This is a genomic window from Hydrogenophaga intermedia, assembly GCF_000723405.1.
GTDB lineage: Bacteria > Pseudomonadota > Gammaproteobacteria > Burkholderiales > Burkholderiaceae_C > Hydrogenophaga > Hydrogenophaga intermedia.
On sequence record NZ_CCAE010000010.1, the window covers coordinates 44230 to 63335 of the forward strand.

At 69.2% G+C, this 19106-nt stretch carries 11 protein-coding genes, 1 tRNA gene and 1 riboswitch; of the genes, 9 read left to right on the plus strand and 3 right to left on the minus strand.

What is annotated here, in order from left to right:
- Positions 1 to 5 precede the first annotated feature (5 nt).
- The 9 genes from BN948_RS08555 to BN948_RS08595 all read left to right on the plus strand — a co-directional run bounded on the left by BN948_RS08555 (position 6) and on the right by BN948_RS08595 (position 9193).
- Positions 6 to 1802, plus strand: a complete 1797-nt coding sequence (locus BN948_RS08555; protein ID WP_009519163.1) for a nitrite/sulfite reductase — start codon at positions 6 to 8, stop codon at positions 1800 to 1802.
- Between the two features lie 14 nt (positions 1803 to 1816).
- The gene (locus BN948_RS08560) at positions 1817 to 2200 is read left to right on the plus strand and encodes a DUF934 domain-containing protein (RefSeq protein ID WP_009519164.1); all 384 of its coding nucleotides are present in this window, start codon (positions 1817 to 1819) and stop codon (positions 2198 to 2200) included.
- A 10-nt stretch (positions 2201 to 2210) separates the two neighbouring features.
- The gene (locus BN948_RS08565; protein ID WP_009519165.1) at positions 2211 to 2948 is read left to right on the plus strand and encodes a phosphoadenylyl-sulfate reductase; all 738 of its coding nucleotides are present in this window, start codon (positions 2211 to 2213) and stop codon (positions 2946 to 2948) included.
- A complete protein-coding gene (gene cysD, locus BN948_RS08570; RefSeq protein WP_009519166.1) occupies positions 2945 to 3904 on the plus strand; it encodes a sulfate adenylyltransferase subunit CysD in 960 nt (319 codons plus the stop codon). Before BN948_RS08565 ends, cysD begins: the two co-directional genes overlap by 4 nt.
- Positions 3904 to 5196: a sulfate adenylyltransferase subunit 1 gene (locus BN948_RS08575; protein WP_009519167.1), complete on the plus strand. Its 1293-nt coding sequence runs from the start codon at positions 3904 to 3906 to the stop codon at positions 5194 to 5196. The genes cysD and BN948_RS08575 overlap by 1 nt, the downstream gene beginning before the upstream one ends.
- 102 nt (positions 5197 to 5298) lie before the next feature.
- Positions 5299 to 5628, plus strand: a complete 330-nt coding sequence (fdxA, locus tag BN948_RS08580) for a ferredoxin FdxA (protein ID WP_009519168.1) — start codon at positions 5299 to 5301, stop codon at positions 5626 to 5628.
- Positions 5629 to 5632: 4 nt separating this feature from the next.
- Positions 5633 to 6685, plus strand: coding sequence for an NAD(P)/FAD-dependent oxidoreductase (locus BN948_RS08585; protein WP_009519169.1), 1053 nt, complete (start codon positions 5633 to 5635; stop codon positions 6683 to 6685).
- A 24-nt stretch (positions 6686 to 6709) separates the two neighbouring features.
- Positions 6710 to 6812: riboswitch (TPP riboswitch) on the plus strand.
- A 72-nt stretch (positions 6813 to 6884) separates the two neighbouring features.
- The gene (locus BN948_RS08590) at positions 6885 to 9062 is read left to right on the plus strand and encodes a TonB-dependent siderophore receptor (RefSeq protein WP_009516321.1); all 2178 of its coding nucleotides are present in this window, start codon (positions 6885 to 6887) and stop codon (positions 9060 to 9062) included.
- A gap of 55 nt (positions 9063 to 9117) precedes the next feature.
- Positions 9118 to 9193, plus strand: a tRNA-Asn gene (locus BN948_RS08595).
- A 99-nt stretch (positions 9194 to 9292) separates the two neighbouring features.
- Here BN948_RS08595 and BN948_RS08600 read toward each other — a convergent pair.
- The 3 genes from BN948_RS08600 to BN948_RS08610 form a co-directional block, all read right to left on the minus strand.
- Positions 9293 to 9592, minus strand: coding sequence for a hypothetical protein (locus BN948_RS08600; RefSeq protein ID WP_035621166.1), 300 nt, complete (start codon positions 9590 to 9592; stop codon positions 9293 to 9295).
- Between the two features lie 90 nt (positions 9593 to 9682).
- Positions 9683 to 17512 carry a hypothetical protein gene (locus tag BN948_RS08605; RefSeq protein WP_035621168.1) on the minus strand — a complete coding sequence of 2610 codons (7830 nt, stop codon included), beginning with the start codon at positions 17510 to 17512 and terminating at the stop codon, positions 9683 to 9685.
- Between the two features lie 52 nt (positions 17513 to 17564).
- Positions 17565 to 19106: a hypothetical protein gene (locus tag BN948_RS08610; RefSeq protein ID WP_035621169.1), complete on the minus strand. Its 1542-nt coding sequence runs from the start codon at positions 19104 to 19106 to the stop codon at positions 17565 to 17567.

A 19106-nucleotide genomic window follows, 5' to 3' on the forward strand; every position in this document is an offset into this window, starting at 1 on the left:
ACTCCATGTACCGCCACGACGCCTTCGACCGCCAATTCGTGCAACAGCGCGCCGCCCAGTACCGCGACCAGCTGGAGCGCTGGCAAGCCGGCACCCTCTCCGACGACGCCTTCAAGCCCCTGCGCCTGCAGAACGGCTGGTACATCCAGCGCTTCGCGCCCATGCTGCGCGTGGCCGTGCCCTATGGCGAGATCAACAGCGCCCAGTTGCGCGTTCTGGCCAAGGTGGCGCGCGAGTTCGACCACAAGGAAGACAACGACATCTCCAAGGCCAATGCGGCACTGTCCGACGTGCCCAGCCTGCCCGACCGCACCGCGCACTTCACCACCCGCACCAATGTGCAGTTCAACTGGATCCCGCTGGCCCGCTCGGCCGACGTGATGGAGTTGCTGGCCAGCGTGGGCCTGCACGGCATCCAGACCAGCGGCAACTGCATCCGCAACACCACCACCGACTCACTCGCCGGCATCGCGGTGGACGAGGTGGCCGACCCGCGGCCCTTCGCCGAGATCCTGCGCCAGTGGAGCACCCTGCACCACGAGTTCGCCTTCCTGCCGCGCAAGTTCAAGGTGGCCGTCACCGGCGCCCGCGAAGACCGCGCCGCCACCCCCTGGCACGACGTCGGCCTGCGCCTGCTGCGAAACGTCGACGGCGAACTCGGCTTCCAGGTGCGCGTGGGCGGCGGCATGGGCCGCACGCCCCTCATCGGCGCGGTGCTGCGCGAGTTCCTCCCCTGGGACCAGATGCTCAACTACCTGGAAGCGGTGGTGCGCGCCTACAACCGCTTCGGCCGGCGCGACAACATGTACAAGGCGCGCATCAAGATCATCGTGAAAGCCGAAGGCCAGGCCTTCACCGACCAGGTCGAGGCCGAGTACCGCGACATCATCGAGATCGACGGCGCGCCGCACACCATCACCCAGGCTGAACTGGACCGCGTGAGCGCCTTCTTCGCGCCGCCCGAACTCGCCTGCGACCGCAAAAGCGCTGACGCCAAGATCGCGCACATCCTCAAGGCGGCGGCCGAGGACGACCTGGAGTTCAGCCGCTGGCTCACGCGCAACGTGGCCCCGCACAAGAACCCCGACCTGCGCGCCGTCACGCTGTCCTTCAAGCGCGTTGGCCAGGCGCCCGGCGACGCCACGGCCGAACAACTGGAGCGCGCGGCCGATCTGGCCGACCGCTTCTCTGGCGGCGAGGCGCGCGTCACGCACACGCAGAACCTGCTGCTGCCCTGGGTGCGCTGCGACCAGTTGCCCGAGCTGTGGCGCGAGGCGCGCCGCCTGGGCCTGGCCCGGCCCAACATCGGCCTGCTCACCGACATGATCGCCTGCCCCGGCGGCGACTTCTGCGACCTCGCCAACGCGCGCTCGCTGCCCATCGCACAGGCCGTGCTGTCGCGCTACACCGACCTCGACGAGCTGCACGACCTCGGCGAGATCGACCTGCACATGAGCGGCTGCATCAACAGCTGCGGCCACCACCACAGCGGGCACATCGGCATCCTCGGCGTCGACAAGGACGGCCAGGAGTGGTACCAGGTCACGCTGGGCGGCTCCGACGGAAAACGCCTGTCGGGCGAGGCCACACCGGGCAAGGTGATCGGCCCGTCCTTCGCCGCCAACGAGGTGCCCGAGGTCATCGAGGCCCTGCTCGCCACCTACCGCGAGCAGCGCGAATCGGGCGAGCCCTTCGTCCGCACACTGCGCCGTGTCGGTATCGACCCGTTCAAGCTCGCCGCCAACGCCGTGCGCAGCACGACCGCCCGGCCGCACACCGCCAGCGACGCCGCCACCGCCTGACCGAGGAGCCGACGATGAGCATCCAACTGTTCCGCGCCGACACGTTCAGCGCCCCCGAAGCCGAGGCCGAACGCCTTGTGATCGCCAACACCGACGACCCGCGCGAGGCCGATCTGGCCGGCGTGCGCGTGGTCGAGCTGCGATTCCCCAAGTTCAGCGACGGCCGCGCCTTCAGCCAAGCCTTCCTGCTGCGCCGCCGCCTGGGCTACACGGGCGAGATCCGCGCCACCGGCGACGTCCTGATCGACCAGGTGCTGCAGATGCAGCGCAGCGGCTTCACGCAGGCCGTGTTGAAGGACGACCAGGACCTCGCGCACGCCGAGCGCCTGCTGGCGCACTACAGCGGCTTCTACCAGGGCGACGCGGTGCACACGCGCCCGCGCTTTGCCAACGCCTGAGGCCATGACCATGAGCGCCATCGACCTCTACGACCGCCCCTCGCCCGACTTCGACGCCAAGGTCGAGCGCGCCACCGCCCTACTGCGCGAGCAGGCCGCCGCGCACCCGCGCCTCACCCAGGCCTCCAGCCTGGGCGCCGAGGACATGGTGGTCACGCACCTGATCCACCTGGCCGGCATCGAGGCCTCGGTCTTCGTACTGGAAACCGGCAAGCTGCACGCCGAAACGCTCGCGATGATCCCGAAGATCGAGCAGCGCTATTCCACCAGCGTGCGCGTGTTCCGTCCGAAGCACGAATCGGTGGTCCATTTCGTGCGCCACAACGGCGATGACGCCATGTACCGCAGCCTCGAACTGCGCAAGGGCTGCTGCGACATCCGCAAGATGGAGCCGCTGGCGCGCGCCCTGGCCGACCACGACGGCTGGATCACCGGCCTGCGGCGCGAGCAATCGAACGCGCGCGCCGACGTGGCCGAGGTGGTGCAGGAACCCGCGCGCGTGAAGATCAGCCCGCTGGTGGACTGGACCTGGGGCGACGTGTGGCATTTCATCGCGCTGCACGGCCTCGACTACAACGAACTGCACGACCGCTTCTTCCCCAGCATCGGCTGCGAGCCCTGCACCCGCGCCATCAGCGTGGGCGAGGACTTCCGCTCCGGCCGCTGGTGGTGGGAGCAGGAAAGCGCCAAGGAATGCGGACTGCACGTGCAGCCCGCCGTCTCGTCTCTCGATCGGACCCCCGCATGAACGCCCGCCCCGAACCCGCCGTGATCGAAGCCGCGCTGGCGCACGACAACGGCCACCAGCTCAGCAACGCCCACCTCGATGCGCTGGAAGAGGAAACCATCTTCGTCCTGCGCGAGGTGGCTGGCGCCTTCGAGCGCCCCGCTTTGCTGTTCTCAGGCGGCAAGGACTCGCTGGTGATGCTCAAGTGCGCCGAGAAGGCCTTCGGCGCGGGCCGCATCCCCTACCCGCTGCTGATGATCGACACCGGCCACAACTTTCCCGAGGTGACCGACTTCCGCGACCAGCGCGCAAAGGAACTCGGCGCCGAGTTGATCGTGCGCAGCGTGGAAGACTCCATGGCGCGCGGCACCGTGCGTCTGGCGCACCCGGGCGAGAGCCGCAACGTGCACCAGTCGGTCACGCTGCTGGAGGCGATCGAGGAATTCCGCTTCGACGCGCTCATTGGCGGCGCACGGCGCGACGAAGAGAAGGCGCGCGCCAAGGAGCGCATCTTTTCGCACCGCGACGGCTTCGGTCAGTGGCAACCCAAGGCCCAGCGCCCCGAACTCTGGACCCTGTTCAACACCCGGCTGCAACAGGGTGAGCACTTCCGGGTGTTCCCCATCAGCAACTGGACGGAGCTCGACGTCTGGCAGTACATCGCGCGCGAGAACATCGACCTGCCCTCCATCTACTACACGCACCAACGCGAGGTGGTGGACCGCCGCGGCCTGCTGGTGCCCGTGACCGGACTCACTCCGCCGCGCGACGGTGAACAGGTGCAGGTGCGCGACGTGCGCTTTCGCACCGTGGGCGATATCACCTGCACCTGCCCGGTGGAAAGCACGGCGGCCACGCCGCAGCAGATCGTGATCGAGACACTGGCCGCCGAGGTCAGCGAGCGCGGCGCCACGCGCATGGACGACAAGACCAGCGAAGCCTCGATGGAAAAACGAAAGAAGGACGGGTACTTCTGATGAGCACCGCCACCACGCAAGACACCCACGCCGCGCTGCGCCTCATCACCTGCGGCAGCGTCGACGACGGCAAGAGCACCCTCATCGGCCGCCTGCTGGTCGACAGCAAGGCCGTGCTGCAAGACCACCTGGCCGGCGTGCAGCGCCAGGGCCAGACCGACCTCGCCCTGCTCACCGATGGCCTGTCGGCCGAGCGCGAGCAGGGCATCACCATCGACGTGGCCTACCGCTACTTCAGCACCGAAGCGCGCAAGTTCATCATCGGCGACGCCCCGGGCCACGAGCAGTACACCCGCAACATGGTCACCGCCGCCAGCAGCGCCGACGCCGCCGTGGTGCTGGTGGACGCCACCAAGCTCGACTGGCGCAACCCCGCGCTGAGCCTGCTGCCGCAAACGCGCCGCCACAGCCTGCTGGTCAAGCTGCTGCGTGTGCCCTCGGTGGTGTTCGCGGTCAACAAGCTCGACGCCGTGGACGACGGCGCCACCGCCTTCGCCCACATCGGATCGGCGCTGAAGGCCTTCGCGCAACAGGCCGGCATCGCCGTCACCGCCGTGGTGCCGGTCTCGGCGCTCAAGGGCTGGAACGTGGTCGACGCGGCCGAGCAGGACGGCTGGTGCGGCTACCACGGCCCCACGCTGTTGGAAATTCTTGAGCACCTGCCGGTAACCGGGCCTGAAACCGGATTGCCGCTGGCGTTTCCGGTGCAGTGGGTGGAAAAGTTCTCCTCCTCGTCCGACACATCTCAGGGCCGGCGCGTGTTCTGGGGTCGTGTGGCTGCCGGGCAGGTGCGCCCGGGCCAGACCGTGCGCGTGGCGCCCAACGGCCAGACCGCTGTGGTGGCGCAGGTGCTGAACCACGTGCGCCAGGCGGGCGAGGTGTCCGCCGGCCACAGCGCGGGCATCGTGCTCGACCGCGAACTCGATGTGTCGCGGGGCGACTGGCTGCTGGCCGTGGACGCGGCCGGCGCCTCGCTCGAGGCGAGCCGGGAGATCAGCGCCACGGTGGCCTGGCTCGACGACGAGACCCTGGTGCCCGGCCGCGTGTACTGGGCCTTGCACGGCCACCGCTGGGTCAAGGCGAAGGTCAAGCGCATCGTGCATCAGCTCGACATCCACACCCTGGCCGAGCACGACGCCGGCGAACTGCCGCCCAACGCCATCGGCCACGTCGAACTCGCCCTGCAGGAGCCCCTGGCCACCCGCTCCTTTGCCGAGTCGCGCTCGCTGGGTGCGCTGGTGCTGGTGGACACCGCCAGCCACCGTACGGCTGGCGCCGTGCTCGTGCGCTGAATAACCCCACAAGCGCCGACCGGGAAGCCACCAAGGGCAAGCCCGGTCGGACGTGCGCGGCGCCGTAAAATCGCTGCTTTCCGTCTGTCCGATCCCGCCACCATGACCCACGTCGTCACCGAAGCCTGCATCCGCTGCAAATACACCGACTGCGTCGATGTATGTCCCGTGGACTGCTTCCGCGAAGGCCCCAACTTCCTCACCATCGACCCGGACGAGTGCATCGACTGCGCCGTCTGCATCCCCGAATGCCCGGTGAGCGCGATCTACGCCGAGGAAGACCTGCCCAAGGACCAACTCCACATGACGGAGATCAACGCCGAGCTGGCCAAGCTGCCCACGTGGAAGAGCATCACCAAACGCAAGGCCGCGCTGCCCGATGCCGAAGAGTGGAAAGACAAGACCGGCAAGCTCGACGAGCTGATCCGCTGAGCGAATGAGCGTCGCCGCGCCGATCGAGACCGACGCGCTGGTCATCGGCGCTGGCCCCGTGGGGCTGTGGCAGGTGTTCCAGCTCGGCCTGCAAGACGTCCGGGCGCACGTGGTCGACGCCCTGCCGCACGCCGGCGGCCAGCCCGCCGAGCTTTACCCCGACAAACCCATCTACGACATCCCCGGCCTGCCCGTGTGCAGCGGCCGGGAACTGGTCGATCGCCTGCTGCTGCAGGTCAAGCCCTTCGCGCCCACGCTGCACCTTGGCCAGTCGGTGAGCGCGCTTGCGCGCGAAGAGGATGGCCGCTGGGCCGTGCAGACCACCGCCGGCCAGCGGTTTCTCGCGCGCCTGGTGTTCATCGCCGCGGGCGTGGGGGCCTTCCAGCCCAAACGACTCAAGCTCGACGGCATCGAGGCCTTCGAAGGCGAACAGGTACACCATCGCTTTGCCACGGACAGAGACTGGAGCGGCCAGCACGTGGTGGTGCACGGGGGCGACGAACTCGCGATCGACTGGGCGCTGCGCCTGCTGGACAGCCCCGCCCCGCCCGATCGCCTGAGCCTGCTGCATCGACGTGAGGTGCTGCAGTCCGACGACGGCGCCGCCCTGGCACGCGTGCAGGACACCATCGCCCGCGGCCGCGCGCGGCTGGTGGTGGGTCAGCCCGTGGGCCTTGTCAGCGCTGGTAACCGGCTGCAAGCCCTGCAGGTGCTTGACCCGCAGGGCGAGACTCAGGCGCTTGCGCTGGACCAACTCGTGGTGGCCCTGGGCCTGTCGCCGCGCCTGGGGCCCATTGCCGACTGGGGTCTGGCCATGGACCGCAAGCAACTGGTGGTGAACACCGACGGCTTCGAAGCCAGCGAGGCCGGCCTGTACGCGGTCGGCGACATCAACACCTACCCCGGCAAGAAGAAGCTCATCCTCTGCGGCTTCCATGAGGCCACGCTGGCCGCCTTCGCCGCCGCCGCGCGCCTGCGCCCCGACCAGCGCGTGCCGCTGCAATACACCACCACCAGCCCGCGCCTGCATCAGTTGCTTGGCGTGGCGCCGCGCTGACCTACAATCCGCCCGCGTTCCGAACGCATCCGCTAGGGGTGTTGCGACCGGCTCCGGTCGCGACTGAGAGAGTCCCTTCGAACCTGATTGAGGTAATCCTCGCGCAGGGAAGCATGAGCACAGCGACCACCGCCACCACGCGCGGCCCAGGACGCAGCGGCTCGGCCCCCTGCCATGAACCGTCCTTGGGACACCGCACATGGCACCACCGCTTCGTTTCCTGCTCCGTCCGCTGGCCTTGGCGGCCTCGCTCACGGCCCTGTTCGCCGCGGCAACGGCTCAGGCGCAGTCCGACCCCGCCACCCTGCCGGCAGTGACCGTGCGCAGTGGCGCCGCCACGGCCTCGGGCGAGGTCTCCGGCTTCGTCGACCAGCCCCTGTCCAGCGCCCCGCTCAGCGCCATCCTCATCGGCAGCGACACCATCGCCGAAACCGGCGCGCGCGGCCTTCGCGACCTTTACCGGCTCGACTCGTCGGTAAGCGACGCCTACAACGCCGTTGGCTACTACGACTACGCCAGCGTGCGCGGCTTCGTGCTCGATCACAGCTACAACTACCGCCGCGAGGGCCTGCCCATCAGCGCCGAGACCAGCCTGCCGATCGACCACCTGGAGCGCGTGGAACTGCTCAAAGGCACCAGCGGCATCCAGGCGGGCACCAGCGCGCCCGGCGGTCTGTTCAATGCCGTGGTGAAGCGCCCCACAGCCACGCCGCTGCGCCGCGCGCGCACCGAGGTCAACAGCGAAGGCAACGCCCTCGCCCACCTGGACCTGAGCAATCGCCTGGCCGATGGCGACCTGGGCTACCGACTCAACGTGCTGGGCGAGCGCCTGAACACCGAAGCGCCCGGCACCGAGGGTTGGCGTGGTCTGCTCGCCCTGGCCATGGACGCGCGCCTCTCGCGCGACAGCCTGCTCGAGGCCGAGTTCGAACTCTCGCGCCGCCGTCAGGCCACCGTGCCAGGCTTGAGCCTGCTGGGCGACAGCCTGCCCCCGGCCGACGCGAGCCTCAACATCAACACCCAGCCCTGGAGCCAGCCCACCGACTTCCGCAACTTCAGCGGCAGCCTGCGCTTCACCCAGGCCATCAACGAGCGCTGGAACTGGCAGGCACAGGCCGGTTGGCAGTCGCTGGACACCAACGACTTCCTCGCCTACCCCTACGGCTGCTGGGACGCCGGCAGCAGCACCTACTACGCCGACCGCTATTGCCCTGACGGCGGCTTCGACCTCTACGACTTCCGCAGCCTCGGCGAAGAGCGCCGCAGCACCGCCGTGCAATGGCGCCTGAACGGCCAGTTCGACACCGGCTCCGTGGGTCACAAGCTCAGTACCGGCGTGCTGTTCAACCGCTTCACGCTGCGTGGACAGCCGCAGGCCGACAACAACGCCCCTGTGGGCACGGGCAATCTGTTCACACTGCCCGCCTTCGCGCCGCTGCCAGACTTCACCGATCCCTTCGTCAACCGCACCGAGCGCAGCACCGAGCTCTTCGCCACCGACGTGATCCAGTGGACGCCCGCGCTGCAGACCTGGATCGGCCTGCGCCACACGCGGCTGGACCGCCAGAGCGTTCGAACCGACGGCAGCCGCGCCACCGACCACACGCAGAACTTCACCACGCCCTGGCTCGCGCTGGCCTACAAGATCGACGCGGCACGCACCGCCTACGCGAGCTGGGGCGAAGGCGTGGAGTCGGAAGTGGCCGCCGGCCGCGCGCGCTACAGCAACGCCAACCAGGCCCTGCCCACGCTCAAGAGCGAGCAATGGGAGGTCGGCCTGAAGTCCGACGATGGCCGATCTCGCTGGCAGATCACGGTCTTCGACATCGCGCGCCCCGTCTCCGGCGACCGCCTCAACGACCCCGCAGGTTGCGACGACGGCACGCCGGGCTCCTGCACCCGCGTCATCGACGGCGAGGCGCGCCACCGCGGCCTGGAACTGGGCGGCGGCCGCACCGCAGGCCTCTGGCGCTACGACGCCAGCGTGACGTGGCTCGACGCCAAGCGCCAGGGCTCCACGTTGAACCCGGCCCTCAATGGCCGGCGCGTGACCAACGTGCCTCGCTGGGTGCTGCGCGCCAATATCGTGCGCGCCATCGAGTCGGTGCCCGGCCTGCGCCTCGGCGCCCACGTCTCGCACGAAGGCCGCCGCGCCATCGTGCCCGACAACTCGCTCACGCTGCCCTCGTGGACGCGCGTGGACGCCACGCTGCGCTACGACACGCGCCTGCAGGGCCGCGCCGCCAGCTGGACCATCGGCGTCCACAACCTGTTCGATCGCCGCTACTTCCAGGAGTCGCCGTTCCAATACGAACACATCTACCTGTTCCCTGGGGCGTCGCGCACACTGCGCGTGGCGCTGGAGACCGATTTCTGAGTTTCTTCGCATGCGGCCAGAACCGCCTCAAAACGACGCTATAATTTGAGGCTGTTCCCTGATAGCTCAGTCGGTAGAGCGACGGACTGTTAATCCGCAGGTCCCTGGTTCGAGTCCAGGTCGGGGAGCCAATAGATTCCTATATGAATCAAGGCCCTACGCGCGAGCGCAGGGCCTTTTCTTTTGCCCCCGATTTCCGCTATCAGGGGTCATTTCCGCAATTTGTCCGGCTACTTGCCGCAGAGCAGCGACTCCGAAAGCTGCGACGCCGCCACGATCACCCCCTCCTGATTGGCGTGCAATCCCGTGCGGCACGTGGAGCGCTTGATGGCATTGGCCGAGCCATAGGTCTTTTCCCACGTGTAGACCGTGACCCCGCCGGGCAGCGGCGTGGTGGCCTGCGGCGGGCCCAGCACCGCGACGGCCTGCTCGATGCGCTGGCCCTTCCAGCGGGCTTCGACATCCTGGGTGGTGGGCATGGCGCAGGCGCTGAGCGCGCCCAGCAGCACGGCGGTGGCGACGATTCGCATGGATCCCCCTGTGACGTAGTTGCAACGGGGCGACAGCCTACACGGCCCACCCCGGCGCCCACGGCCCGGGTTTTCCCTCGGCAGCGTGAATCAGCGCAGCTTCTCGGCCATTTCGCGCAGCAGCTTGGCCTTCTTCTCGCGCTCGACCTGCACCGCCTCGTCGAACTCCTCGCGGCTCACGCGGTTCGTCTGGAGTTGGCGCTTGAGCTGCGTGATGTTCTTGTCGATCTCCGCTTCCTGGGCCTTGGTCTTGGCCACCAGGTTGCGGCGCAGCACGTCGGCCGGGTAGCTGCCCAGCTTCACGCCCACCGAACTGAGCAGGGCCTGGGTGGTGGACATTTCCCGGCCGAAGGCATCGGTGCGCCCCGTGAGCGAGCCCTCGACGCCCTCCCAGGCGTAGGTGTTGGGCAGCACCACGATGTTCGGCGCGAAGGCCTTGTAAAGGTGGTCGGCCACCTTCGCGGCCTGCTGGGCCGCGGTGTCGGTATCCTGCGAGATCGACTTGCCCGTGAAGGCCGACTTGTTGAGCATCACCTCGCCGGCCAGCACCAGCGGCCCGCCGGGCATCAGGCCGGGCAGCACCGGGATGGCGGCCTGGCCGGCGCCCACGTCGAACACGTCGCCCACCGGAATGAAGCGGCGGATGTCCAGGTACACCGGCGAGCCATGCTCGTCGTTCCACGGCATGCGGATGAGCTTGGGCACGATGCCCCAAATCTTGCCGGCCTTCTCCTCGGGCAGCAGCTTGCGCGCGCGCTCGTCGTCATCATCGTCGCCGCCGGCGAGCATGGAGCCCAGCGCGTTCAGGCCGCCCAGCACCATCATCAGTTTCAGCAGCTTGTGCGGCTTCTTGCCGGCGATCTCGGCCAGCATGGGCACGGCGCGGTAGGTGAAGCTGATGAACGGCCAAGCCGACTGGCGCATGGCCTGGATCCACGGCGCGTTGATGCTGTAGTCGAGGAAGGACTTGCGGGCGGCGCGGCCGGCCTCGATGTCGCTGGCGCCCTCCTCTTTGGCCCGCAGCCAGGCCGCCAAGCGGAAGACATCGTCCTCGTGCTGGTAGAGCTCGATCAGATTGTTCGCCTCGGTGGCCAGCACCTTGCCCGGCACCGTGGGCTTGAAGGCCTCCCAGGCGCTGGGGAAGCGCAGCATGAGCATGTGCTGCAGGGCCGCGAACACGCCGGTCTGCGCCTGGTGCGAGGCGCCCGCCGTCTGCTGCAGCTCCTTCTCCAGCGATTGCAGCAGGGGCTCGAGCTGGTCGCGGGCAATCTCGTTCGTCACCCAGGAGCCGATGTCGCCGCCCGAGTCCTCGTAGCGCGCCAGGATCTCGCGCGCCGCCTCGTGGTCAGCGATGCCGCCGCGCGCGGCCAGGTTGCCGGCCTTGCCCAGCAAGCCCTGGCCCTTGCGCTGGCTGGCGCCCATCAGGATGCGCAGCGACTTGGCCACGTGCCCCGCGGTGACCCCGTGCCAATCCGCCATGATGAAGTTGCTCATCACGTTGTTCATGTGCACCGCCGGCGAGAGCGCCGTCTTCGAGGTCTTCCACAGCGACAGGATCTTGCTGTACGTCTCGCCGAAGGGCTTGAACTGGCCACCCACCACCTGGCGGATGTCGTTCCACACCGGGCCCGGTAGGTAGCGCCCAGCCAGCTTGCCGTACTTGAGCACGCTGGTGCCGGCGATCTTCGTGTCGGGCACGCGCACCCACTCGCCGGGCTTGAAGGTGTCGCGCATGCGCTCGGAGGCCTCCACCACCGCGCCCGGGATCTCTTCGCCCTCCTTCTTCGCCTGGTTGGTGGACATCCACTCCAGGTACCGCCCCACCTCCACGTCGTGGATCATGGCGTGCAAGGTTTTGGCGATCGCGAAGCGGGCTTCATCCACCTCGCCCATGCGCTCGCGCTCGTCCTTCGTGAAGTCGCGCCAGAGGATGGCCTTGGGGCCCTTCACGTCGCGCACCTCGAAGGTGCCGGCCTGCTGCCAGTCCTTGAGCTGCGGCGGCAGCTTCTCGTCGGCCGGCCAGTAGGCGACCTCGCGCAGCTTGCCCGCGCTGGTGTCGCGCTCGATGCCCGGCAGCAGGCCCACGCCGGCGCCCTTCGTCTCGCGCCGCTCCAGGCGGATGAACTTCTCGCCCTTGAGCGCGGTGTCGGCCTTGCCGGCCTTGAGCTTGCGGCCCCACCACTCGGGCGCCGCCGCCTTGAGCTTGTCCATGTCGGCCGCCTCGGTGAGCCCGCGCCCGCGGTACTGCTCGCCCAGGATGGAGATCACGCGCGCGCGCTTCGCCTTCTCGCCAGCGGTCATTTCCACCACGTGCTTGGCGTAGCTGCGCCGCAGGTAGGCAAAGCGGTTGCGCTCGAAGGCCTCGGGCGTCAACTGGCCCAGGCGCACCGCCTCTTTCGACAGGTCGTCGACCAGCTTCTGCACCTCCAGCAGCACCTCGACCGACTCCTCGGGCAGGCCGTCCATCTTGGACAGGTAGGCCTTGGGATCGGAGCCATCCATGTTCATCCACTCGTAGGCGACACGCGACTCCTCGCGCGTGAGCGTGGCGAGCTTGTCCACGAGTTTGCCGGCCTTGCGCAGTTGCACGCGCTGGCGGCCCTGCAGCATCACGCGCTGGTCGATCACGGTCTGCGGCACGCCGTAGTCGGCGACGACGCCCGCCTTGACCTGCTCGGGGGTGTAGCGGTCCAGGAGGTAGGCCGCGCGGTCATAGACGGCGCTGGTCAGGCGTTCCAGGCCGCTGTAGCGCGTGGCGGCGCGCGCCATGGCGTCCAGCGGCTTCATCGTGGCGGCCGGCTTGCCCAGGATGTCCTCAACGCGCTCAGCGAGGCCCTTGCGGCGCGACAGCAGCGTGTCGGCCGGGTTGCGCTCGCGCCAGAGTTCGGCCAGGCGCTCGAAGAGCGGGTAGTTCTGGTCCACCAGGTCGTCGACATCCTTGTAACCGCGGGCTCGGGCCTCGGTGGTGAGCCACTTCTCCTGGCGCTCGATGTCTTCGGCCAGCGTCGACGACAGCCGCGTGGCGGCGGCGATCGTGCGCTCGCCCGGGCGCTTGCCGGCCACGAACTCGCGCGCGCCGCGCACCAGCTCCGCCACCATCAGGTCGGCGCGCTGCTGATCGCTCAGCGTGCCGTGCAGCCAGCCGGTGAGGCGATCGGCCATGCGCTCGAAGCCGCGCGCAGCCAGCGTGTCGCGCACCAGGCCCACCAGGCGGCGCCAGCCCTGCAGCCGCGCCAACTCGCGCGTGGGCATGTCCACGATGACCTCCTCGACGGCCTCGGCCACGGTGAGGCGAGAGGTGGCGCGCAGCTTGTTGGCCGCGCGGCGCACGGTGCCGTTCTCCGCATAGATCACATTCATGGCCACCCGCAGCTTGTCGCCCAGGATGCCCCGCAGGCCGTAGTGCGCGGCCTCGTGTTCGGCCAGCACGTGCTCGGCGCGCAGCGGGTCGCTCAGGCCAGAGGCGAACAGGTACAGCTCGCCGTCGTGCATCGCGCCTTCGACATCGTCCCAGGCGTCTTGACGGACGATGTACTCGCGCAGCGCCTTGGGCGCCTTGCTGGGGTCGGGCAGCACGCGCACGTTGGGCATGTTGGGCATGCCAGCCTTGATGCGCTCGGCCAGCGCCTTGAGCTGGTCGAAGTCCATGCCACCGCCAGCATCCACGCCGCCGGCGCCCGCGCCGCGCGACAAACGGGTACCCTGTGGTTGCTCCACCTCAGCGGTGTATCCGTTTCCGGATGGATCGCTTAAAATGTCATCGCGAGGTTCATCAATGAAGTTCCCTGAATCCTTCCCTGCAGACTGCCGATTCGTCGGCGACTTCTCAGGCGACGAGTTCGTGCGCTTCCCCGACGGCACCTGGTTCAAGGCGTCGGACGACGGCGACTCGCTCATCGCACTGCCAGGCATGGAGCCGGAAGGCCCGCGCTCAGGCTTCAACATGTCTGAGTCCGGCTTCGTTTCCACCGCCGCCAAGTCGCGAGAGTTCTTCGCACGCAAAGCGGCGGCATCGAAGGCCGCAGCGTAGAGATCCCGCATCGCTCCCGCGATGTTTGACTTGTTGGGGTCGCCCTCGGGCAACACGCGCGCGGCCTCGTAGAGCTTGTGCCCCTGGCCGCCCTTGGCGGCCAGCATCGACGGCACGTTGATCTGAATTTCTGCAGTGATGCCGCTGGGCAACTCGATTTGCATCAGCACATCGGCGTAGCCATCCTGAGCCGAGCGAGCCTGTTCATCGCGCCGATCCTTGGTCCGCAACACAACGAACTCGCGCTCGACCGCATCGACGACCGCGTCGGCATCCGGATACTGATCAACGACAAGAGTGGCGCGAAGCAGGTCTTTCACGTCCTCAGCGCGCATTGGCCGGCCCTGGGCTTTCGCTTCCTGGTGCATCTTCTCGACCGCGCGCGCGGTCGACTTGATGTTCCCGAGGATCTGGCCGAGGGCGCCAACGCGCTCCGCCAGGTCGATCACCTTCTGGTCGAACTCGACCTTTGCGACCCGGGCCAACTCCAGCCGCGGCGCGAGCAGCCGCTCGCCCACCGCGCGCTCATCGGGCGTCATCGGGTATGGCTTCGCGGCCTTGTAGAAGCGCTCCACGTAGGCGTCGGCGCGCTGCAGCACATCGGCGGGCAGCACCTCGGCGAGCGGTGGCGGCTGGAAGTTGTCGCGCTCGGGGTCATACGGTCGGCCGTCGATCAAGGCTACCTCGGCCACGCCAGGTGCGCCTTCGCTGCGCTGCACGCTGGGGAACTCGAACGTCGCCTCCAGCAGCTCCTCGATCGGCGCGTCGAAGCGGATCACGCGGATGGTGTCGCCAGCCTCCTGCGCGCCCATCCACTGGTGGTGACCATCGAGCACGTGGCCCTCGCGCGACACGAGCACCGAGCGCTCCTTGTCACCGCTCTGCGCGAACGAGTGCGCCTTGCTCGGCTGGTACTCAGCCTGCGTGGGCTTGAGCGTGTTGGGGTCGGTGTCGTCCTGGATCTCGTAGCTGATGCCGCGCGCTTCCAGGAACTGCACCAGGGCCGCGCGGTCGCGCTTCTTCACCTGCGGCATCTGCGCGCGGGGAATGCCCAGCGTGCCCGACTCGGGTGGGTACATCACCCATTCGGCTTCGCCTTCCTGAGCGCCCTGCTGTCCTCCACCGGCATCGGCTCGGGCAGGCCCAGCGCCTTGATCGCCGCCTTGATCGCCCGGCGCAGCCGCTCGTTGCTCTCCGCCTTCACGAGCAGCGCCCGCACCTTGGCGATCGCCTCCTTGTCCGGGGGCGGCAGGATCGTTGCCATCTGGTTCTCCTTGTGCGCGCTGCAGCAGCTCGGCGCGCGTGGGCGCCGGCGCGCCGTCATCGAACATGGTGCCCTGGCTGGGGTCGCCCGCCTGCTCCAGGGCCTCGTAGTAGCGCTGCACAAACTCGGCGATGCGCCGCGGCGCGCGCAGGTTGTCCGCCAGGAAGCGCAGCAGCGCGGCCGACTCTGGCGAGTACTTGGGCCCGGTCAGATCGGCCTGGCCCAGCTCGTCGTCAACCGACCAGCCGCGCTCGCGCAGCGCGCCCAGGCCCTCCACGGCCGCCAGCAGGTCGCCGGTGAGGTCGGCGTCGTTGAGCGTGCCGGCGTCGATGCGCTCGCGCGCCTCGGCGACGCGCGGCGCCACGCGCAGCAGCGCCTTGCTGATGTTGCGCAGGTTGTCCTCGCGGGCCTCGGTCATGCGCCGCAAGGTGGGCGAGTCGCCGTAGGCGCGGGCCAGCACCGCGTTTTGCATGCGCCGGTAGCCCTCGGTGGACAGCCGGCCGTCGCTCTCCAGCATGCCGCTCTGCTCGGTCACCGGCAGCGTGGCCATGAACTGGCGGATGAAGTCGTAGCTCGTGTCGAAGTCGCCGTTGTCGTCGGGCTCCAGCCCTTCGAGGGAGGTCAGGCGCTTCGCGTCGGCCAGCGCCTGCTCGGACGGCGCCATGCGCTGGATCGTGGCCTGGTTGGCCTGGCGCGCGAACTCAGCGCGGTTCACCGGGGTGGAGCGCACGCGCACCAGCACGGGCCGGCGCATGCCGTCGATCGCCTCTGGCGCCAAGCCGAACTGGCCAGCGTTCTCGCGCAGGAAGGCCTTGTAGTCCTCGGCCTTCTGGCCGTTGGCCTGGTAGACGCGCTTGAGGGCGATCGTCCGGGCATTGCCCGACTCCACGAGGCCGTCCTTGCCGATGATGGGCGCACCGGTGGCGGCGTCGGCCGAGACGCCCAGGCGCGCCGGGTCCAGGCGCTGCACGATGCCCGACACCTGCAGCTCCGAGGCCTGGCGCGTGCGGTCGCGCGGCTGCAGCTCGCCCGGAAAGCGCGGGTCGGGCCGCAAGTTCTCGTTGTGGGAGGTCACCAGGTCGTCGGCCTCGACGAGGGCGTACTGGCCATCCAGGCGCACACCCGCCTCGGTGGAGAACGACGCCGGCGCGCCCGCCTCCAGCTTGGGCCAGAACTGGGCGACCTGCTCGCGCTCAGCGGCCAGCGCCTGCGCCTGCTGGGCCAGCTCGGCCCGCTCACCATCAAAGGCCGGGCCGTAGCCGTTGTCCGGCGCCAGCTCGGCCTCGCGCGAGCGGATGCGCGCCAGCTCCTGGTCGATCTCGTCGGCGCGCTCCAGCGGGCCGGTGCTCACCGGCGTGCGCAGCGCGCGCGCGGCCTCGTCCGTGTCTGCGGTACCCACCGCCTCACCGCCGGGCGCCAGGGGCGGCTGCGGGCGGGGCTGGGTTTCACGTGAAACCGTATCCGGATCTCCTTCATCCGCATCCGGATTGTCAGGGGCGGGCGGCGCCCCTGGGGGGCTGGCCAGGCGTCGCGCGGCTCCGTCGAGCACGGCGCGCCCGCCGGCCACAGGCCCGCCGCCCATGGCGCCCATGGTGAATTCCTCGAGCGTGCCCTCGGTGATCGAGCGATCCGTGCCCGCCGCGTCGTTGATGCCGGCCCGGGTGGCCACGCCCTCGGCGACCTCCTGCAGGCCCTCCTCAGTGGCGCCCAGCGCGGCCAGCACGGCGGCGCGCACCGGGGTGATGGCGCCGGCGGCGACGCGCTCGCCCCACTTGCCCAGCAGCGCGGCGGTGGCTTTGCCGCCGGCCAGGCCTGCAGGTGCGGCAAACGCGGCGGCCCGGTTTTCGGCGTCGCGCAGCACCAGCGTGCGCGCCTGCTCGGGCTTGTAGCCCTTCTCGACGAGGTTGCGGAAGACGGGCGAGGCCTGGGCCAGCGCCTGGTCGTCGAACGAACCCAAGTAGTCGCCGGCCTCGTCCATGGCGGCGCCGCCCACCTGCGCGGCGACCGAGGCGCCGCCGGCGCGCATCTGCGTCTCCGCGCTGCGCCCGCGCGTGGCGATCGCGGTGGCCACCGAAGGCACCACGGAGCCCACGCCTTCGGCGCCGACGCCCAGCACGCCCTCGACGCTCGGATCCTTCGGGCCCTGCCAGGTGCTGGGACTCGTGATGTCGCCGGTCGGCGTGGAGTCCTGGATCGCCTGCTTGGCCTCGTCCGAGCGCGCGTCGCGCAGGCCCTGCGCCACGTCCATGACCTTGCGCCCGCCTGCCTCGATGACGCGGCCAGCGGCCGCCACCGGGTTCAGGCGGTTGGCCTTCTCGTAGTACTCAAGGGCCCGGTCCGGCGTGCCATCGGCCTCGGCCATGCGCCGGGCCTCATCCATCGTGAGGCCGAACAGCTTTTGCCCGCCCTCCTCGATCGCGCGGCCCGCAGCGGTGGGGATGGCGCCCAGGGCCGAGACGCCGGCGGCGCCGACGGTGCGCGCCATGTCGGCGGCTTTCTCGCCGAAGGTGCGTTCCTTCTTCGTGGGCTCGGGCGGCTCTTCGCCGAAGACCTCGGCGGGATCCAGGTAGTTTGGCTGGCCGCCGGTGCCGAAAACTTCGTCGTCGGTGAGGTACTTGGTGGACATCGCGCGGCCCTGCGTTTCAACCCGCAAGACCTTGCCATGCTTGCCACGCCGGCTACTTGAGCACCCAGCCGGAGCCGTCGAACACGGCCTTCTTGCCCTTGTTGGGCCCGGCCTGCACCACGCGCTCGTCGCCCTTCTTCGGCGCCGCGCCTGCGCCGCCCGAGGGCTTGTCGTCCTTCTTCTCGGGGAACAGGTAGGTCATGGCCTGCTCGGTCGCTTCCTGCGCGCGCGTCGCGTCGCCGAAGTTCGCCGTGAGCGCCTTGGTGTAGATCTCCTGGCGCACCTTCTCGGGACTGTCGCCCTTGGTCGTGGCCGCCAGCTTCAAGCCCTCGGCCATGTCCTTCGCCATGCCTGCGGTAACGTAAGCCTGCGCGAGCTTCACCTCCGCCGGCGCGTTCGTGTCGGTCTTAGGTACCGCGTCGATCACCCCGGTGCGCACCGCCTCCAGGTCCGCGGGCGTGGCCTTCGGGTTGCGCTGCTGGTGCAGCGCCACGGCCGCCTTCTGCTTGGCGGTCCGGTCGTCCACCTCACGCTGCGCGGACGCCGCAGCGCGGCCTTCGGCGGCCGCGGCGCGATTGTCCTGGCGCAGCAGCAGGTTGTTGCGAAACTCGTTCTGCGAGAAGTTGAACAGGGCCTGCGGGTCGCGCACGATGTTCAGGCCGGCCATCAGCTCGTCGCGGTTCTTGAACGAGGCCTTGGGCAGCGGGTTGCCGTCATCGTCGGTGCGCTCGATCGAGATCACGCCCGTCTTGGGGTCGACCGTCACGCCGCTCACCCGCGCGCCATCGGGCACGTACTTGTCGTAGAAGCGGCCCGCGGCCTCCAGGTCGCCCGAGACGATGGCGGCCTGCACCTTGTCCAGCTCGGCATTGCGCTCGGCCGTCTCGCGCTGGATCTTGCCCAGGGCCATTTCCTGGTTCTGCTTGGCCATGGCCGTGGCTTCCTTCACGCGGCCGGCCTTCATGAGCTGCCCAGCGTGGTACTGGCCCAGCTCGAGGTGGTCGTCGGGCGTCATTTCGCGCGCGGTGCCGTCCGGGTTGGTCAGGCGCTTCTGCGTCCACTCGCCCACCGAGGCCTCGATGCCGCGCAGCTCGTCGTCGAGCGCAGCCTGCTTGTCCTCGCGTTCCCACTGCTTCTGCTCGCGCGCGAAGCGCTGGTCATCGCGCTCCTGGTTCGTGACCTGGTTCTCGACTTCGATGCCGCCGCGCAGGTCGCCGTGCTTCTTGAGCACGCCGGCCATGGCCAGCATCCGGGCCTTGTTCTGCCCGGCACCGTCCATGCTGCCAGCGGTGCGCTTGCCCAGGAAGTCGGTGACACCCTGCTGCGCGATGACACCGGTCTGCGACGGGTCGGCCTTCGGGGTGACGGTGTAGCCCTTCTTCGATTCGTCGTAGGCAATGTCGTACTGGCCGCTCTCGGCGGCCGCGCGCAACTCGTCGCCCTGCTCTTGCGTGAAGCCGACGGACTCCTCGGGCTTGGCCTCGGAGATTTCGCGGATCTCGCGGTCTTTCTGGAAGCGCTGCCCGGTGTCGTAGCCGAACGAGAAACCCTTGAGGGCGTCCACCAAACCGCTGTAGCGGCCGCGTCGTGCCAT

What these genes read in the sequence shown, in the direction of transcription:
- BN948_RS08555 (WP_009519163.1), top strand. Translation starts at nt 6, where the DNA reads ATGTACCGCCACGACGCCTTCGACCGCCAATTCGTGCAACAGCGCGCC.
- BN948_RS08560 (WP_009519164.1), top strand. Translation starts at nt 1,817, where the DNA reads ATGAGCATCCAACTGTTCCGCGCCGACACGTTCAGCGCCCCCGAAGCC.
- BN948_RS08565 (WP_009519165.1), top strand. Translation starts at nt 2,211, where the DNA reads ATGAGCGCCATCGACCTCTACGACCGCCCCTCGCCCGACTTCGACGCC.
- cysD (WP_009519166.1), top strand. Translation starts at nt 2,945, where the DNA reads ATGAACGCCCGCCCCGAACCCGCCGTGATCGAAGCCGCGCTGGCGCAC.
- BN948_RS08575 (WP_009519167.1), top strand. Translation starts at nt 3,904, where the DNA reads ATGAGCACCGCCACCACGCAAGACACCCACGCCGCGCTGCGCCTCATC.
- fdxA (WP_009519168.1), top strand. Translation starts at nt 5,299, where the DNA reads ATGACCCACGTCGTCACCGAAGCCTGCATCCGCTGCAAATACACCGAC.
- BN948_RS08585 (WP_009519169.1), top strand. Translation starts at nt 5,633, where the DNA reads ATGAGCGTCGCCGCGCCGATCGAGACCGACGCGCTGGTCATCGGCGCT.
- BN948_RS08590 (WP_009516321.1), top strand. Translation starts at nt 6,885, where the DNA reads ATGGCACCACCGCTTCGTTTCCTGCTCCGTCCGCTGGCCTTGGCGGCC.
- BN948_RS08600 (WP_035621166.1), bottom strand. Translation starts at nt 9,592, where the DNA reads ATGCGAATCGTCGCCACCGCCGTGCTGCTGGGCGCGCTCAGCGCCTGC.
- BN948_RS08605 (WP_035621168.1), bottom strand. Translation starts at nt 17,512, where the DNA reads ATGTCCACCAAGTACCTCACCGACGACGAAGTTTTCGGCACCGGCGGC.
- BN948_RS08610 (WP_035621169.1), bottom strand. Translation starts at nt 19,106, where the DNA reads ATGGCACGACGCGGCCGCTACAGCGGTTTGGTGGACGCCCTCAAGGGT.